At 62.5% G+C, this 16,443-nt stretch carries 15 protein-coding genes and 1 tRNA gene; 9 read left to right on the forward strand and 7 right to left on the reverse strand.

All coding sequences use genetic code 11. The features are described from left to right. From EOA36_RS08870 to EOA36_RS08885, 4 genes are all read right to left on the reverse strand, one after another. Positions 1 to 741 (reverse strand): catalase (locus EOA36_RS08870; RefSeq protein ID WP_127276922.1); only part of this gene is annotated, 741 nt, incomplete at its 3' end. Between the two features lie 80 nt (positions 742 to 821). After that, positions 822 to 1,430, reverse strand: a complete 609-nt coding sequence (locus EOA36_RS08875) for a general stress protein (protein ID WP_127276924.1) — start codon at positions 1,428 to 1,430, stop codon at positions 822 to 824. A gap of 24 nt (positions 1,431 to 1,454) precedes the next feature. Further along, positions 1,455 to 2,210, reverse strand: a complete 756-nt coding sequence (locus tag EOA36_RS08880; protein WP_127276926.1) for a DUF4142 domain-containing protein — start codon at positions 2,208 to 2,210, stop codon at positions 1,455 to 1,457. A gap of 169 nt (positions 2,211 to 2,379) precedes the next feature. Next, the gene (locus EOA36_RS08885) at positions 2,380 to 6,390 is read right to left on the reverse strand and encodes a PAS domain S-box protein (protein WP_127276928.1); all 4,011 of its coding nucleotides are present in this window, start codon (positions 6,388 to 6,390) and stop codon (positions 2,380 to 2,382) included. Positions 6,391 to 6,637: 247 nt separating this feature from the next. Here EOA36_RS08885 and EOA36_RS08890 point away from each other — a divergent pair, with 247 nt between their 5' ends. From EOA36_RS08890 to EOA36_RS08905, 4 genes are all read left to right on the forward strand, one after another. Next, entirely contained in the window at positions 6,638 to 7,096 is a 459-nt protein-coding gene (locus EOA36_RS08890; RefSeq protein ID WP_027144815.1) for a phasin, read from the forward strand. Positions 7,097 to 7,446: 350 nt separating this feature from the next. Further along, positions 7,447 to 7,523 (forward strand) — tRNA-His (locus EOA36_RS08895). Positions 7,524 to 7,724: 201 nt separating this feature from the next. Beyond that, on the forward strand, positions 7,725 to 7,916 hold the full coding sequence (locus EOA36_RS08900; protein WP_245464296.1) for a hypothetical protein: 192 nt from the start codon (positions 7,725 to 7,727) through the stop codon (positions 7,914 to 7,916). A 43-nt stretch (positions 7,917 to 7,959) separates the two neighbouring features. Further along, positions 7,960 to 8,181, forward strand: a complete 222-nt coding sequence (locus EOA36_RS08905; protein WP_127276930.1) for a hypothetical protein — start codon at positions 7,960 to 7,962, stop codon at positions 8,179 to 8,181. 11 nt (positions 8,182 to 8,192) lie between these two features. Here the strand turns inward: EOA36_RS08905 and EOA36_RS08910 are convergent, their stop codons facing one another. After that, positions 8,193 to 8,912 (reverse strand): Crp/Fnr family transcriptional regulator, encoded by a 720-nt coding sequence (locus tag EOA36_RS08910; RefSeq protein WP_127276932.1) that lies wholly within the window; start codon positions 8,910 to 8,912, stop codon positions 8,193 to 8,195. A gap of 206 nt (positions 8,913 to 9,118) precedes the next feature. Between EOA36_RS08910 and EOA36_RS08915 the strand changes: the two genes are divergently transcribed. After that, positions 9,119 to 9,355 carry a hypothetical protein gene (locus tag EOA36_RS08915; protein ID WP_127276934.1) on the forward strand — a complete coding sequence of 79 codons (237 nt, stop codon included), beginning with the start codon at positions 9,119 to 9,121 and terminating at the stop codon, positions 9,353 to 9,355. Positions 9,356 to 9,360: 5 nt separating this feature from the next. Here EOA36_RS08915 and EOA36_RS08920 read toward each other — a convergent pair whose 3' ends face one another. Beyond that, on the reverse strand, positions 9,361 to 9,618 hold the full coding sequence (locus EOA36_RS08920) for a hypothetical protein (protein ID WP_127276936.1): 258 nt from the start codon (positions 9,616 to 9,618) through the stop codon (positions 9,361 to 9,363). Between the two features lie 404 nt (positions 9,619 to 10,022). On the opposite strand from EOA36_RS08920, the gene EOA36_RS08925 reads away from it, so the two are divergent. From EOA36_RS08925 to EOA36_RS08935, 3 genes are all read left to right on the forward strand, one after another. After that, on the forward strand, positions 10,023 to 11,006 hold the full coding sequence (locus EOA36_RS08925; RefSeq protein WP_127276938.1) for an ABC transporter substrate-binding protein: 984 nt from the start codon (positions 10,023 to 10,025) through the stop codon (positions 11,004 to 11,006). Between the two features lie 89 nt (positions 11,007 to 11,095). Continuing rightward, on the forward strand, positions 11,096 to 11,899 hold the full coding sequence (locus EOA36_RS08930) for an ABC transporter permease (RefSeq protein ID WP_127276940.1): 804 nt from the start codon (positions 11,096 to 11,098) through the stop codon (positions 11,897 to 11,899). A gap of 122 nt (positions 11,900 to 12,021) precedes the next feature. Beyond that, positions 12,022 to 12,780 carry an ABC transporter ATP-binding protein gene (locus EOA36_RS08935; RefSeq protein WP_245464297.1) on the forward strand — a complete coding sequence of 253 codons (759 nt, stop codon included), beginning with the start codon at positions 12,022 to 12,024 and terminating at the stop codon, positions 12,778 to 12,780. 322 nt (positions 12,781 to 13,102) lie between these two features. Here the strand turns inward: EOA36_RS08935 and EOA36_RS08940 are convergent, their stop codons facing one another. Further along, a complete protein-coding gene (locus EOA36_RS08940; protein ID WP_127276944.1) occupies positions 13,103 to 14,722 on the reverse strand; it encodes a GMC family oxidoreductase N-terminal domain-containing protein in 1,620 nt (539 codons plus the stop codon). Between the two features lie 364 nt (positions 14,723 to 15,086). Between EOA36_RS08940 and EOA36_RS08945 the strand changes: the two genes are divergently transcribed. Continuing rightward, positions 15,087 to 16,361 (forward strand): NAD(P)/FAD-dependent oxidoreductase, encoded by a 1,275-nt coding sequence (locus tag EOA36_RS08945; protein ID WP_127276946.1) that lies wholly within the window; start codon positions 15,087 to 15,089, stop codon positions 16,359 to 16,361. Positions 16,362 to 16,443 lie beyond the last annotated feature (82 nt).

A 16,443-nucleotide genomic window follows, 5' to 3' on the forward strand; every position in this document is an offset into this window, starting at 1 on the left:
GACGAATGTCGATTCGTCCTTGACGTTCAAAAACCGGAACGTGTGCACCCCAAACCCTTCCATGAAGCGGAAGGAACGCGGGATCGCGCGGTCCGACATGACCCACATGATCATATGCATGGACTCTGGCGTCAGCGAGATGAAATCCCAGAAATTGTCGTGTGCGGACTGGGCCTGTGGAAACGCCCGGTCGGGCTCTTCCTTGACGGCATGCACCATGTCCGGAAACTTGATCGCGTCCTGGATGAAGAAAACCGGTATATTGTTGCCGACAATGTCCCAGTTTCCTTCCTTCGTATAAAGCTTCACCGCGAAGCCGCGGACGTCGCGCGCCAGATCGAATGAGCCCTTCGAGCCGGCAACCGTCGAGAACCGGACGAAGGCTGGCGTCTTCTCGCCGGCGCGCTGGAAAATGTCGGCCCGGGTGTATTTGGCGAGCGAGTCATAGGTCTCGAAATAGCCATGCGCTCCGTAGCCGCGCGCGTGCACGACCCGCTCGGGTATGCGTTCATGGTCGAAGTGGAAAATCTTTTCGCGAAAGTGGAAATCCTCGAGGACCGTCGGTCCTCGCGGTCCGACCTTCAGCGAGTTCTGATCGTCCGAGACCGGTCCGCCCTGGGCCGTGGTCAATACCGCGCCGTCGCTTTCGGCGCGCTGGTGCAATTCACCGCCATCACCTCTCGTCAAGGTCTGATCGTGAATAGCGGCGGTGTTGCCGTTGCGGCGTGGTGCCTTGGCCATTTAGCGTGTTCCTTCGAGCTTCGATGCGGGCTTGCGCGCGGCAGACTTTCGCCCGCCGCCTTTGGCAGCGGGCGAGGGGATCAAGGGCGATTGGCGTAGCGCCCGCGATCGCTTTCGATCTCATCGGGTGTGAAGGCCTTGGCGTTGCTGTCGAAACCCGTCCAGCCGTCGGCCTCGTATGCGCTGCGGCGGTCTTCCAGATTGACCGAATTGGCTTGTCCGAGAATCCGCTCGGCTTGGCCAGCCAACTGATCATCGACCTTGGCTGTCACCAGCGTGCCGCCACGGCGCACACCTTCCGCATAAACATGGGCATCCCTTTCTGGGACTCCGGACTCCGTCAGTGCCCCGACGATTCCGCCGGCAGCTCCGCCGACGACAGCGCCTCCAACGGCGCCGACAGCAGTGGCGGCCAGCCAGCCGGCGGCCACCACCGGGCCGACGCCGGGAATGGCCATGATGCCGAGCCCGGCCAGCAAGCCACCCGCACCGCCGATGACGGCACCCACACCCGCGCCGCTGGCGGCATCCTCGGCGGCATTGGAGCGGTCGTCATCCCCGTCGTACCATTCGGTCGAATTGTTGGCGACGATGCTGATATCGGCGTGCGGCACGCCGCTTGCCTCCAGCTCGCCGACAGCATCGGAAGCGTCATCATAATTGTCGAAAAGTCCGGTCACGGTTTTCATGGTCAAGATCTCCAGATTTGCTGTTCAGTTGGTGCCGGCAACGACGTTGCCCTGGTAGTCGAGCGCGACGGCCGTCTTCTTGCCGTCCTTGGTCGCCTGTCCGCGCCAGATGCCCTGTTCGTCCTTGTTCAACGCGGACACATCCGAGAAGCCGGCATCCTGGATGCGGCTCTTGGCCTGATCTTCGGTGAAGCTGTTGGCGCCCGGCACCGGGGCGGACGGATTTGCCGTGTCGGTCGTGGTGACGGCAGGGGTCGTCGAACCCGTCGCGGAAGACTTGTCATCCATCGTGGAAGCGATCTTCTCGATCATGTCCTGATGCATCTTGAGCGTCGGCAAGGTCTGCTGCGCAAACGTCTTCAACTGCGCGTTGTCGCCGTCCTTGGCGTAGCCGTCGAACAGCTTCACCGCATCGGCATGGGCATCGCGCTGCATCTGCACGTAAGATTTGTCGACCGAATCCTTGGCGCTTTGCAGAGCGTCAATATCGCTCTTGTGCTTGGCGTCCGTTGCCGTCGGCACCTGCAGCTTCTGCTCGCCGGCGATCGTCTCGAGTTTGGCATTGGCCGCGCCATGATCAGCGATCATCTTCTGGGCGAAGTCCTTGACGCTTTGATCCTGCGCCTTGCCTTCGGCGATCTTGCTCGATTCCACCTCGAACATCCCGCCGGACGCCGCCTTGTCGATGAAGTCCTGCGCCTTGTCCGCAGCCAGGGCAGGCATGGCAAAGGTGATTGCCGTGGCCGCGCCGAGCGCGGCCAGTAACAGCCGATTTTTCATGAATAGATCCTTGTTAGGCACACATCGTGCTGTGTGCCTAACAAGCGCCTGCAGGCTTTGTTCCGGCGGCCGAACGATTTTCCCGACGGTCCCGGATTCGGCGGGCAGCCAATATCACCGCGCGGTAACTGCGAAGCTAGCGGCAGAACCGCTGCCGCGGAGGCTCACCTTACTCGGCGAGCACCCGGGTCGACGGGAAGGCGACTTCGACCAGCGTGCCTTCGCCGGGCGTCGAATTGATGGTGAACCGGGCGCGGTTGGCTTCCACCATCGCCTTGGTCAGCGGCAGGCCAAGGCCGGTGCCGTCGCCGCGCCCGCGCTTCAGGGCGTTGATCTGCTTGAACGGCTTCAGCGCCTGCTCGATCTCGGCCTGGCTCATGCCGATGCCGGTGTCGCGCACCCGCATGACGACGTCACCCGAGGTCTCATAGGCGGTCGAGACGATCACCTGGCCGCCGGCCTGGGTGTAGCGGACGGCGTTGGACAGGATGTTGAGCGCGATCTGGCGCACGCTGCGCAAATCCGCCACCACTTCCGGCAGCCGCGAGGCGAAGCTGGAGCGGATGATGACGCGTTCGCGGTTGGCCTGTGGCTGCATCATCGCCACGGTTTCGGCCAGCGTATCGTTGAGCGACACCGCCTCATAAGCCATTTCCTGCTGGCCGGCCTCGATCTTCGAGATGTCCAGGAGATCGTTGACCAGGTCGAGCACGTGGTTGCTCGAGCGGTTGATGTCGCGCAGGTAATCGCGGTAGCGGTCATTGGCGACCGGCCCGAACTTCTCGTCGACCATCAGCTCGGAAAAGCCGATAATGGCATTGAGCGGCGTGCGGATCTCGTGGCTGATGCGGGCGAGGAAATCGGTTTTCTGCGAGGAAGCGCGTTCGGCCACCGCACGCGCCTGGGTGAGATCCTCCTCGGCCCGCTTCCACTGTGTGATGTCGCGTACCACGGCGCAGAAGCCGCTGTCGTTGGGCAGCCGGCCGATGGTCATGAACAGGGGGATGAAGCGCCCCTGTGCTTCGCGGCCGATCACCTCGCGGCCGTCATTCAACACGCTCGCCACGCCAGGCTCCGACAGGCCGGTGAGATAGTCGCGCGCCGCGCGTTGGCTCTCGATGGCAAACAGCGAGGCGAAAGGCTTGCCGGTCACCTCGTCGCTGTCGAAACCGAACAGCGCCTCGGCCGGGCGGCTGATCGAACGGATGGTGCCGTCGCTGCCGATCAGCACGACCCCGTCGGTGGCGGTGTCGATGATGGTACGCATCTCGGCGATGCGTGCCTTGAGCTCGGAAATGTCGGGCTGCGTTGGCCCTTCGCCAATCGCGTGCGCCGCCGCGGGGGCATCATCCTCGCCGGAACGGCGAACGACCAGCATCAGCGCCTTGCCATCGCGCCAGGGCACGGAGCGCAGGATGGCGTCGATAGGAAATTCCTGTCCGTCGCGCGTCTTCAGCCGCAGAGCCCGGTCGCTGCCGTCGAAAGCGCCGTCATCGGCATAAGGATCGGCAAACAAAGCGCCGAGGCCACCCGCTTCCTCCAGGTCCTCCAGCGTCTCGTATCCGGTCAGGTCGAGGAATTCGTCGTTGGCATAGTGCAACTGGTCGCCCGAATGGATGATCAGCGGCACCGGCAGCTTGCCGAGCAGCGATGTATCCGGCGTCTTGTTTTCGCTACCGACGGAAAAGGCCGACGGCGTGAATCCTTCGGTTTTGAGTGGCGGCACTTGCAGGCGTGGCCGCTCGGCAAATGTCCCGGCCGCATCATCCGAGCCGCCGCTTCGGCCGGGGGCAGCAATCGGTTCCTCGCCGGATGCAGTCGCGTCCTCGTCGGTCCAATCCTCATTGTCTTCGGCGTCGCGTAAATCGTCCGCCGTCATGTCGTCGTCATCAGCCGGCGGTGACTTGGCGGATCCTGCCTGCGCTGGCGCCTCGCGATCCTCGGCCATCGCTTTCGTCGCGATTATCTCTTGTGCCTCGGGCGCTGTGGCCTCGTCGCTGCCGTCGGCGACATCAGCAGGCTTGTCCTCTTTATCGGCGTAGTCGAGCAGGGAGCCCGAGGCCGCCGGCGGCGAGGATTCGGAGCTCGGCGCCTGTTGTTCGACCTGGTCCGCTTGCGCACCGTCGAGCCGCGCAAGATCCCTTTGATCCTCGGCATCGCTCAGGGAGGGTTCGCCCGCGTCCGGTGCGTCTTGCGCATCAGGCGTTGGCATACCATGCGCCTGGCCGGTCGCCGATTCCCGGCTCGAATCGGCTGGTTTGGTATATGGGGTGGCGATGTCCGCCGGCGGCGTCGCATCGGTCGCGGGCTTGGTCGCGTGGTGCGGCTCCGACAAAGGGCCTGACCCGGCATCTGGGTCCGCCTGCCTTGCCGGCTCGGCCGGTTCAGCCTCCGGCGAACTTTCTTTCTTCAGCCGCTCGCCGATCTCGCGGAACGCGCTGCGTTCCAGCGTCGACAGCCCCTTGTCATTGGCCGGTTGCCGGTGTTCGGCCAGCCGGATGACCTTGTCGGCAAAGCGCCGCTCCGGTTTCGGTACGATGGTCAGCGCCGGCACTTCGCCCTTGAACGGATCCGATACCTTCGGCCCCTCGGCCTCGGGCTGTTCAGGCGCTGTCTCCACGGCCTCGGGTTTTGGTGCCGCCGGTATTGCGCCATTGGGCACCAGTGCCATGCCGATCGCTTCCGGATCGACGACCGCATCCCCGGTTCGCGCGACGCCGAAGCCGCGAAAACCTTCGAAGGCACGGCTGCGGCCATAGACAGGCAATGCCGCCAGGTCGACGGGAATCTTCAGGTCGGTGCCGACGACCGGCCACAGCACCGAGCGGCCGGACCAGGTGTCGCGCCGCTCCAGCAGGCCGGCGATCTCGCCGGACGCATCAAGACCGAAGGCCGCCGCGACATCCCTGAAGCGCCGGCCGATCACGTCGGCTGCCGGATGGCCGACGATATCGGCGAATTCCGGCGACAGCGCGCTGAACTTGCCCTCGGCGTCGGTACGCCAGACAAAACGCAACGGTGCCGCCGAGCGGTCTATCCTGCGGGTGGCCACGGTTGCGGCCGGGGCCGTAGGCGAGATGGCCTGCTTCACGCTGTCCGCTGAAGTTTCGGGGCCAACCGCTTCGGTCCCGCCTTTCGGTTCCGGCGCGGTTGACGCGTCGTCTTCCCCAGCATGGAAATACCAATGATCGTGCTGTGCCGGCGTGCCCGCCGCCGGCTGATCATTGTCGGCGGCGACCGGTGTCGGGCCTGTCGGTTCCTCGATCTCCCGCGTTGCCTGTTCCGGCCTATCGTCAGCCACGGGCCCGGAAGGGGCGGGCGCCTGTTCGGTCTCGGCAGCGGCAGCGGGCTGTTTGGTCGCCTCCGTCCGCGAAACATCGGCCGTCGGCTGATTGTTCTGCCGAGACCCGGATTCGACCGTGGCGGTTTCCGCCGCCTCCGTTGCGCGGTCAATCTCCTTGGCAGGGCGTTCCGTTGCCGCGGACGAGCCGTCCGCCGAAGCGCCAGATGCGCTGTCCTCGAGTTGATCCTCGTCGATCACCACCAGCAGATGCCGCTCCGGCGTCAGCCGGGCGAGGCCCGCCGGGTAGGAGGTTCTGCCGCCCGGAACGAGGCGCTTGACGATGCGCTCGCCCTCGGCCGCGACGTCGGCCACCAGGGCCGCCAGTGTCGCGGGCTGGATGCCGAGTGCCGAAAATCCCTGCGAGGCGGCCTCGACATTGCCCTTGGCATCGATAAAGGCAATGAAATGGCCGTCCTCGGTAAGGCCGCTGATCGCCCGGTTGGCGATCTCGGCGGCACTGCGCGAGCCGGTCTGCGCCGCCGGCACGGCCAGCATGATGGCATGCTCGCCATCGGGCAGCGTCAGGGCACTGGCAAGAAAGCCGACGGCGCGGCTGGTCATGCCGGTCGCCAGGCGCACCGTGATCGAGCGATCGCCGCCGATCTGCGGGAAACCGCTGGTCGCCATGATCTGACGGCGCGCGACCAGCGGCAGCCGCGCCGAGGCGCCGATGATCGCCTCGATATCGGGATAGCCGAACATGGCGGCGCCCGGCCCATTGGCCCAGATGACCTGCTCGAGGTCCACCGACAGGATCGCGATCGCGTCGCCGGCGGCAAACCGCTGGCGGACCGCGTCGAGCACGGCGACGTCGAGGAAGGAATATTCGGACGGCATGCGCTTGGCGGACCCTTACGGAGCGGCGATTTGCAGTTAACGCTTTGTTAATAAAAGCCGCAGCCACGAAGGTCCACAAGCCAGAACGTGCAAAGGCTGAATTCTGGCTGTTTGGTTAACGGCCAAAAACATTTTTTTGTGCACTGCAACAAGGATATTGCAATGCACAAAATTTGCCTTTATATTGCCATCATACATGAACGAGACGGCTTTCTGTCAAAGCCGCTGCCGCTGAAAAGGATGGAAAATGTCCAGGACCAAGACTGCCGAGACGATCGAAAACGTTGAATTCCCGAGCTTCGACGCTTCCAAGGCCACCGACCAGATGCGCGCTTTCGCCGAAAAGGGCGTTGAGCAGTCGAAAGAGGCCTACGCCAAGCTCAAGACCGGTGCCGAGGAGACCCAGAAGGCTCTGGAGTCGACCTACGAGACCGCCAAGACTGTCTCCAGCGACCTGTCGCTCAAGACCATTGCCGCGCTGCGCGCCAATGCCGAGGCCGGCTTCTCGCATCTCGAAGCCCTGATCGGCGCCAAGTCGCTGTCGGAAGTCGTCGAGTTGCAGACCGCCTTCCTGCGCAAGCGCGTCGAACTGACCGTCGAGCAGGCCAAGGATTTCCAGGCTGTCGCCTCCAAGGCGGCCGAGGATGTCTCGAAGCCGATCAAGACCGCTTTCGAGAAGGCGATCAAGGAAATCAAGGCCGCCTAATAATTGCGCATCGTCCGCGGATGCAACAAAAGGTCGCATTTTGTCGGACAAATAGATGTGAGACAGTGACGGTCGAGCGAATACCCGGCGGGTGGAACCTCCTCCCTCCACCTCCGGGGTGACCAGCCAGCACCTCCTCCCGCTGGCTCGTAACAGGAAAAGGCCGGCACCTCCTCCCGCCGGCCTTTTTCTTTGCCCGGCGAAAGCTGCACCGCTGTGGGGAAGTGGCCTTTGCTTTGCAAAAGCCTTGAATTAGAATCCAGAAGCCCGTATGGACGCATCGCCGAACGACAGAGCGGATCGCGGAGAGTGAACCTTCCACCTCGATCCTGCTACCAACGTTAAGACGTGCCGTTGTAGCTCAGATGGTTAGAGCGCCGGATTGTGGATCCGGAGGTCGCTGGTTCGATCCCAGCCAACGGTACCATCGGCTTTGCCAAGCTATTGGATCTTCTGTTTAGGGCTCCCGAGCCTAATCCTGTGCGAGCCGCGTTTTATGCCGCCGGCGCGACAGATTGGCTCGGCACGATTTGGCAAAACTCGTACAGCGCAAAGACATCAAATTTAAATGACGGAACCTCGTTCTGGTGCGAGAATCCCGCGTTGGCTGATGCTTGCGAGGAAAGCCGTGCACGATACCCAGCACAAAAGCAAAGTCGGAACCCGGATCGAGGTCGTCGAAGGCTGCGGTGAATGGTTCGTCCGTGTGATCGGCGGCGGTGAGGAAACGACCTGCCAATTCGACCTCGAATCCTTTGCCCTGGCCTATGCCGAGGGCCAAAGGCTTCGCTTGAAGCTGGGTGGTATCAAGCGCCTTTGAACACCTGCCATGCCGATTAGGCAGGCGAGTCGGACGGAAGGCCATGTCGATAAATCCCGAACCGACAAACGTCGCGGCGTCGGTGGACGCCATTCTCGACGAGTTGCAGGACCGTCCCTTTTCGTCGATGCAAGCCGCCATAGCCATGCTGCGGGAGCGGACCGGCACAGAGCGATCGGATGCGGATCTGAAAGGCTTGATCACCAAGAAGGCTGCTGTGCGGGGCATTCAGTTTTTTGACGAGAAAAGCGGCACCGCAAATTGAGCCAAGCCTGTTTATCTCGGTTCGTTGTTGATGCTCAGATAGGTGGGATCGAACTCGGCAAGCCTGGCAAGTTGGTCCCAGTCCAGAATGGTGACCACATGGTTCGTCCAGGTGATCACCTTGATCTTTTTCAAGCCCCCGATCACCCGGTTCATGTGCACGACCGACAACCCAAGCACGTCGGCCATTTCGGCCTGTGACAGCGGTAGATGGAAGCTCATGCCGTTGGTGCGTTTCACCGCCTGCAGGCGCACGAACAATTCGCACATGAGATGGGCCAGGTGCGAGGTCTTGGAACGGCGGCCCATCGCCACGATCCATTCGCGATGAATGGCGCCATCGACCAGCGTGTCCAGCCACAACAACCGGGTCAGGTGAGGGGCCTGTTCGGTAATGGCTTTCAGCTTGTTGTGATCCGCGAACATCACCCGGCAAGGCGACAGCGCGACGATGCCGTGATCCATGGTCTTGAGCAAAAAGGCGTGGAGATCGACAAAGTCGCCGGGCACCTGCAAGGACGTGAACTGCCGGCCGCCGTCCTCGAGCACCTTATAGCGTGCCGCCAAGCCATCCAGCAGCATGGTGCTATAGGTTGGCCGCGACCCCGCCTTGACCAGATCCTGCCCCTTTTCGAACTCCCGTCCGAAACAAACCGTTTCGGCCAACAAGGCCTTCTCTTCGTCCGACACTGTGTCGTGCTGGCCGAGTTGCAGATAGAGAGACTCTAACATGATGGCCTCGAAAGGATCGGGGTTGAAACGCCGATCGCCAACTGTCTCGGACGCAAGGATAGCGCTCGGACCCTAGGCCTTCGGAAGATGGCGGACACTATCATTTGACAGCCTGCGCCCATTCTGGCGCAAACGCCGGAGCCGACAGGGAACCTCCAGCGTCGCCAAGTATTTAGCACGCTAGAGATGTCCAAGGCTGCCCGAAAATGAAACGGTATCATTTCGATCTTTATAACGGCGATGGCCTCGTGCCGGACGACGATGGCCAGCCGTTCGAATCGCGAGAACAAGCGAGAGCAGAAGCCATTCGCATTTTGCAGGATGTCGCCCGTGACGAAATGCCGGATCGCGACCTGGTCAAGATCACCGTCAAGGTGCGCAATGAGACCGGTGCCCAGGTGCTCGAGGCGTCGCTTGTCCTGACCGCCTTGTGGAGCGCGTGACCCGGTCAGCGTAGGAGTCGCTCTGGAATTTGCACCACATTTTCCGATCCAGGCAGCTCGAAGGCCATGGCCAACCGACGCAAGGAGGCCATTTCCACGATCAGCTCTTCAATTGAACGGTCCGGCAAACCCGTCTTCACTTTCTGCCTTACCCTTGCTGTGAGTTCATGAACCCGGACAGGCGCGAAAAGAGCGCTGTCGTCCAGCAACCTGCTGATTTCGATCACCACATCGGCGTCAATGTCTTTCGGCAATTCCCGCATGGGCGTCACCTTTGGTCTCGAACCGGCCCGAAGCGATCAGGCATTGCGCACCAGAAGGCATGCCGGACGCGCGGATCGATCACCGGATTCATAAAACCACCCGCCCAGCGTGTCACGAAAAAACATTTGTACGAAAATAACCAAACGGCTGGCTCCCGCAATCCATGCATGAAGACCGGCACTAGGTCGCCGATTTGGCTATCGACCGCGCTTCGGTTTCGACGAAGCAATGGGCAGAAAAAGACTTCTTTTTGCGATCCGGTCCGGATGCTCTCTTGCGGACCTTAAAACACGCAAGGCTCGCTGGGAGGCGACGCCCAAACAAGAGCGGCTGCCGAAACACAGCCGGCATACGCCGCTTGCATGAGGCCGATGCCGGCAACAGCCATAGGGGAACGACGACAATGAAGACATTCCGAAATTGCCTGATGGGCGCGGTCGGCGCAGGCCTGCTGGGCCTGGGGCTTGCGGCGCCAGCCAACGCAGGCGCCATTCGTCTTGGCATGACGACCTGGGTTGGATACGGGCCGCTGTTTCTTGCCCGCGACCTTGGTTACTTCAAGGAGGCCGGCGTCGATGTCGACCTGAAGATCATAGAAGAATCAGCGCTTTACATGGCGGCGGTCGCCGGCGGCGATCTCGATGGCGCCGCCTCCACCGTCGACGAGCTGATGAAGTACCGCTCCGACGATCTCTGTTTCAAATACGTCCTGGCGCTGGACGACAGCCATGGCGGTGATGGCGTCGTGACGCAGCCCGACGTCAAGGCGCTCAAGGATCTGAAGGGCCAGCAGGTGGCCTTGAACGAGGGCTCCGTTTCCGAATTCTGGTTCAACGTGCTCCTGAAAAAGGAAGGCATGACCGAGGACGACGTCACCATCACCAACATGACCGCCGATGACGCGGCGACCGCCTTCATCGCCGGCCAGGTTCCCGCCGCGGTGACCTGGGAGCCTCACCTCACCGAAGTCCGCAAGGGCGGCAAGGGCAAGGTGCTGATCGATTCCACGACCACCCCCGGCCTGATCGTCGATGTGATCGCTCTCAAATGCGATCTGATCGAAAAGCATCCCGAAGACGTGAAGGCCCTCGTCAAGGGCTATTACAAGGCGGTCGAATACATCAAGACCAATCCGGAAAAGGCCTATGAGATCATGGCCAAGGGCATTGGCGGCTATCTCGAAAAGCCCGAGGATTTCGCCGCCGGCGCCAAGGGCGTGCGCTATTACGACCGCGATCGCAACCTGGAATTCTTCGGCACGCCGCAGAAGAGCGAGGCGTCCGACCTGGTGAACTTCGCGCAGGACATCTGGGGCAAGGCCGGCAAGCTCAAGATGACGATCGACGCGAAGACAATCCTCGACACCGATTTCATCAAGGAACAGTGAGCCTTCGAAAAACCGGGTCGGTCCGTCTGGGCCGAACCCGGTTTTTTCGCCAGAGCTTCGTGTTTCAGAAGATCAACGGAGACCATCCCATGGCACAGAGGCGGACGGCGTGGACGCGCCTGACGACCCCATTCGCCAACATTCCCGCCAGCACGGCGACAACGCTGGCCCTGGCGATGTGGGTGGTCGTGATCGGCGGCTGGGCGATGCTGTCCTATGGCCGCGTTGTGCCGAACATGTTCCTGCCGACGCCCGGAACCGTGCTACAGACGACCTATCGCATGTCTTTGGACGGCAGCCTTTTCTACCACACCTTGACCAGTGCCAAGGTGGTGATCCTGGGCTTCATCGTCTCCTCGCTGATCTCGGTCCCGCTGGGACTGTGGATGGGGACCTACCGGGTGGTGCAGGCGCCGCTCGAGCCCCTGGTCAACTTCATCCGATACTTGCCCGTGACCTCGTTCGTGCCCCTGTTCATCCTCTGGATCGGCATCGGCATCGAACAGCGCATAGCGGTCATCTTCTTCGGCACCTTCTTCCAGCAACTCGTGATGATTTCCGACTGTGCGCGCAGCGTATCCAGGGATCTGGTCAACGCCTCATACACTTTGGGCACCAAGCGCAGCGAAGCCGTCTGGCACGTCATTTTCCCCGCCGCGCTTCCAGCGATCCTCGACACGCTTCGCGTCACCATGGGCTGGGCCTGGACCTATCTGGTCGTGGCCGAGCTCGTCGCCGCGTCGAGCGGCCTCGGCTATATCAGCCTGAAGGCGATGCGAGGCTTCCAGGTCGATGTGATCTTCATGGCGATCGCCGCGATCGGGCTTCTCGGGCTCATCACCGACACGGCGTTCCGCATCGTGCGGGCAAGGGTCGCGCCATGGGCACCCTGATTTTGAACGCAAGCTCGCAAACCGCAGTCGGATCAAGGATGGCAATGACCGAAACCATCAAGGCGAAAAATCTGGCCGGCACGGCCTCGGCAGCCGGCGATCCGTGTTCGGCCGGCACGACGATGGCCGTCGAGGACGTGACATTGCGTTACGGCGACGCCAATGGTGTGCTGGCGCTGGACGATGTATCGCTGGAGGTGGCGAGGAATGAATTCTGCGTCATCGTCGGCCCTTCGGGATGCGGCAAATCCAGCCTGCTCTACCTTGCGGCCGGTCTCAATGACGCGACTTCGGGCAGCATCAAGGTCGCTGGCAGGGAAGTTATCGAACCTGGCCCCGACAGAGGCATGGTGTTCCAGAGCTACACCTTGTTTCCCTGGCTCACGGTGCGCGCCAACATCGAGTACGGGCCCAGGCGCAAGGGCCTGCCGGCGGGGCAGCGCAAGCAGATCGTCGACCAGTATCTCGACGAAGTCGGCCTCGCGCCCTTTGCCGACCACTACCCCGCTCAGCTTTCCGGCGGCATGAAGCAACGCGTGGCGATCGCGCGTGCCCTTGCCAACGACCCGGCCGTTCTGTTGATGGACGAGCCCTTCGGCGCCCTGGACAGCCAGACCCGCGGCACCATGCAGAAACTGCTTTTGCGTGTCTGGGAGCGGCAGCAAAAAACGGTCCTGTTCGTTACCCACGATATAGACGAGGCGCTCGTCCTGGGCGATCGCGTCCTGGTGATGACGGCCCGGCCCGGCAAGATCAAGGCCGAGATCAAGGTCGAGATCCCCAGGCCGCGCTCGATGGACGTGATCCTCGAACCCGAGTTCATCGCGCTCAAGCGCCGCATCCTCGGCCTCTTGCACGACGAGATCGACGAGGATCACTGAACCAGTCTCTCGACATGGGGCCTCTGAAAAGGCTGCAGGCTTTCAGCGCGGATGCTGGGAATTGGCCGAAGCCTCTCTGCTTCGTCATCCACGGGCGGAGCGGGAGCGAAGCGGACGCGGAGCCCGAGGATCCATTCCGTGACCTTGGCCAAGCGACGCAGCGGGGCAGAATTCTTCACCGCGGCAACGCCTCGGCGTCACGGCATGGATTCCAGGGTCTGCGCGACGGAGCTTCGCTCCTGCTCCGCCCTGGAATGACGACGTTTGGGAGTGCTTAAGGCAATTCCGGACGTTTGCGATGATTCACCGAAGCAGCGGCGACCTATTTGCCCCCCTTGTGTCCCGAGCCGAGGATCATCTCGGAAACCTTCTGTCCGATCATCATGCTTGGCGCGTTCGTGTTGCCGCCGATCAGCTTCGGCATGACTGACGCATCCGCGACCCGGAGCCCGTCCACGCCGCGCACTTTCAGCGTCGCCGGATCAACGACCGCCATCTCGTCCGTCCCCATCTTGCAGGTCCCGACAGGGTGGTAGACGGTCAGCGCTTCGGCGCGCAGATAGGCGAGGATCTCGTCGTCGCTGCGGACATCCTTGCCTGGGAGCACTTCCTTGCCACGCACCGGATCGAACTCGGATGCGGCGAGGATCTTGCGCGCGATCTTGATGCCTTCGACAAGCACCATGGCGTCCCCTTCATCCGCGAAGAAACGGTGGTCGATCAGAACGTCGCGCCGAGAACTGTCGCGTGACAACCTGATCTCGCCCGCGCTTTTGGGTCTGAGCACGCAGGTATGAATGGCATAGCCATGGCCATATTCGATGAGCCTGCCGCGGTGGCTGCGATAGCCCGGCACGAAGTGGAACTGAATGTCGGGCAGGCCGTTCGCATGCCTGGTTTTCGCGAAGCCGCCAGCCTCGACATAATTGGTGGTGAGCATGCCCTTGCGGCGCGCGAAATACTGGAAGGGTGCTGCCGCGATGCGGGGCAGGTTGGCGAGCGACAGGCCGAGCGTCCTGGTGCTCCTGGAGCGCACGGTGATCATGCCGTCTATGTGGTCCTGCAGGTTCTTGCCGACGCCGGGCAGGTCGAGAACCGGCGTGATGCCGATCCGCCGCAACTCGTCCGCGGGGCCGATGCCGGACGCCATCAGGATCTTGGGCGAGTTGATGGCCCCGGCACAGAGCACGATCTCGCGGCTGGCCGAGAGCATTTTCTCCTGGCCGTCATGGCGCACGCGCAGTCCAGTCGCGCGCCCTTCGGCGATGACAAGGTCGATCACCTCGCATGCACTGAGCAAGGTCAAGTTCTTGCGATTGAGCACCGGACGCATGAAAGCGGTGAAGCTGCTGAAGCGCTGGCCCCGGTTCTGCGTGACGTTGTAGACCCCGACGCCGAACTGGCTCTTGGCATTGAAATCTGCGTTGGCAGGCAGGCCGGCATGTTCGCCGGCCTTGACGAACATGCCCGAAAGCACGTTCGGATCGCGCGGGTTGTCGACCATAAGCTCGCCGTCCGTGCCGTGATAGCGCGGGTCCTGGGCGATCAGGTTGCGCTCCAGTTTCCTGAACACGGGCAGCACGTCGCTGTAGGCCCAGCCGGCGCAGCCGAGCCCGGCCCATTCGTCATAGTCCTCAGCGGCGCCGCGAATATAGACCATCGAGTTGATCGAACTCGATCCGCCCAGCGCCTTGCCCCGGTTGACTGGAATGCTGCGGTTGTTGAGATGGGGCTGTGGCACGCCGACGAAACAATAGTCGTAGTTCGGGTTGCCATAGAGCGACAGAATGCCTGCCGGCACGCTGACCCGCAGGCTGTTGTCGCTGCCGCCTGCCTCTATCAGGCACACTCTGACCGAGGGATCGGCACTCAGCCGATTGGCCACCACGCAGCCGGCCGAACCCGCGCCGACGACAATGTAATCATAGCTTTCAGTCTTCATAGCGGCCCCTCGAGAATGCCGGCTCGAGGCATTGCGGAACGGGGGAGCGCCTCCTGTTCCGTGCTGACCCGTGCCCGGCTTCGCCCGCCACCTCATGCGGCGCCGCGGACCCGATCGCTGAAACTGTAGATGCGTCTGTCGGCGCGAGAAATTCGGAAATGGTTACGCGTGACTTCGGAGATTCGTTATGGGCGCCCACCGCCACGTGCTGCTACTTGTGAGCGCCAATAGGGAGACCGGATGGCGCAAGCGGCTTGTCCGGAACACGGCGAAATGGATCACCCAGGCTGCGTCTGCCAGCCGCCGGAAATCGGCTTTCGTCCCGTGCGGCAGGAGCTGTCGGATGGTCAGGAGAGGACTGGGCATGTCGGTTGAGACGATAGACACGCTTGTCGTTGGCGGTGGCCAGGCGGGGGTGGCCATGAGCGAGCACCTGAGTAAGTGCGGGGTGCCTCATCTCGTTCTCGAACGCGGCCGCATTGCCGAGCGCTGGCGCTCGCAGCGGTGGGATTCCCTGGTTGCCAATGGCCCGGCCTGGCACGACCGCTTCCCGGGCATGGAGTTTCCGATTACGGGTCCCGATGGCTTTCCCTCCAAGGAGGAGGTTGCCGACTATTTTGTGGCTTACGCAAAGCAGATCGATGCGCCGATCCGCAGCGGCGTCGAAGTCAGGCTTGTGCAAAGAAATGTCGGCCGGCCCGGATTCCGCGTCGAGACGTCCGATGGCCTGATCGAGGCAAACAGCATCGTCGCCGCGACCGGACCTTTCCAGGTCCCCGTCATCCCGCCTCTCGTCCCCAAGGAGGCAGGCATCCTGCAAATCCATTCCAGCGCCTACCGCAATCCCGATCAGCTGCCAAAAGGCTCGGTGCTGGTGGTCGGCGCGGGATCCTCGGGCGTGCAGATCGCCGACGAACTCCAGCGCGCTGGCAAGCGCGTCTACCTCTCGGTCGGCCCGCACGATCGCCCGCCGCGGGCCTATCGCGGGCGCGACTTCTGCTGGTGGCTGGGCGTTCTCGGCAAATGGGACCTCGAAACCCCTGGACCCGGCACGGAACATGTGACGATCGCGGTGAGCGGCGCGCGCGGCGGCGAAACGATCGATTTCCGCCGACTGGCGAAGCAAGGGCTCACCCTGGTCGGCATGACAAGGACCTATCAGGACGGGCTGATGAGCTTCGCGCCTGATCTTGCGAAGAACATTGCCCGCGGTGATGCCAATCTGATGTCGCTGCTGGACGAGGCCGACGCCTATGTGGCGCGCAACGGTCTCGACCTTCCCGAAGAGCCCGCTGCCCGCCGGATCGAACCGGATCCCGAATGCATGACCAATCCGATCCGCGAACTGCACCTGGCCGAGGCGGGGATAGCGGCGATCATCTGGGCGACGGGTTTTGCCGCCGATTACAGTTGGCTGAAGGTCGATGCCTTTGACGAGAAGGGAAGGCCAAGGCACCACCGCGGCGTCTCGACCGAGCCCGGAATCTATTTCCTGGGCTTGCCCTGGCAATCGAGAAGGGGTTCCAGTTTTATCTGGGGCGTCTGGCACGACGCCAAGCACGTGGCCGACCGTATTTCGACGCAGCGCAAATATCTGGCCTATCACGCCGCCGCGAAACGCGAGCCCGTGGACGCCTGACCAAAGCCGACGACGCCGCGAGCCCGACCTGATGGAGACCAATATGGCGCATACGCGAATTCGCACCTTCAATACCAAGGAT

This window comes from Mesorhizobium sp. M8A.F.Ca.ET.021.01.1.1, assembly GCF_003998025.1.
Classification (GTDB): Bacteria; Pseudomonadota; Alphaproteobacteria; order Rhizobiales; family Rhizobiaceae; genus Mesorhizobium.

Coding starts and splice junctions, on each gene's coding strand:
- EOA36_RS08885 (WP_127276928.1), bottom strand. CDS start 6,390: ATGCCGTCCGAATATTCCTTCCTCGACGTCGCCGTGCTCGACGCGGTC.
- EOA36_RS08940 (WP_127276944.1), bottom strand. CDS start 14,722: ATGAAGACTGAAAGCTATGATTACATTGTCGTCGGCGCGGGTTCGGCC.
- EOA36_RS08910 (WP_127276932.1), bottom strand. CDS start 8,912: ATGTTAGAGTCTCTCTATCTGCAACTCGGCCAGCACGACACAGTGTCG.
- EOA36_RS08915 (WP_127276934.1), top strand. CDS start 9,119: ATGAAACGGTATCATTTCGATCTTTATAACGGCGATGGCCTCGTGCCG.
- EOA36_RS08935 (WP_245464297.1), top strand. CDS start 12,022: ATGGCCGTCGAGGACGTGACATTGCGTTACGGCGACGCCAATGGTGTG.
- EOA36_RS08890 (WP_027144815.1), top strand. CDS start 6,638: ATGTCCAGGACCAAGACTGCCGAGACGATCGAAAACGTTGAATTCCCG.
- EOA36_RS08925 (WP_127276938.1), top strand. CDS start 10,023: ATGAAGACATTCCGAAATTGCCTGATGGGCGCGGTCGGCGCAGGCCTG.
- EOA36_RS08920 (WP_127276936.1), bottom strand. CDS start 9,618: ATGCGGGAATTGCCGAAAGACATTGACGCCGATGTGGTGATCGAAATC.
- EOA36_RS08945 (WP_127276946.1), top strand. CDS start 15,087: ATGTCGGTTGAGACGATAGACACGCTTGTCGTTGGCGGTGGCCAGGCG.
- EOA36_RS08875 (WP_127276924.1), bottom strand. CDS start 1,430: ATGAAAACCGTGACCGGACTTTTCGACAATTATGATGACGCTTCCGAT.
- EOA36_RS08930 (WP_127276940.1), top strand. CDS start 11,096: ATGGCACAGAGGCGGACGGCGTGGACGCGCCTGACGACCCCATTCGCC.
- EOA36_RS08880 (WP_127276926.1), bottom strand. CDS start 2,210: ATGAAAAATCGGCTGTTACTGGCCGCGCTCGGCGCGGCCACGGCAATC.
- EOA36_RS08905 (WP_127276930.1), top strand. CDS start 7,960: ATGTCGATAAATCCCGAACCGACAAACGTCGCGGCGTCGGTGGACGCC.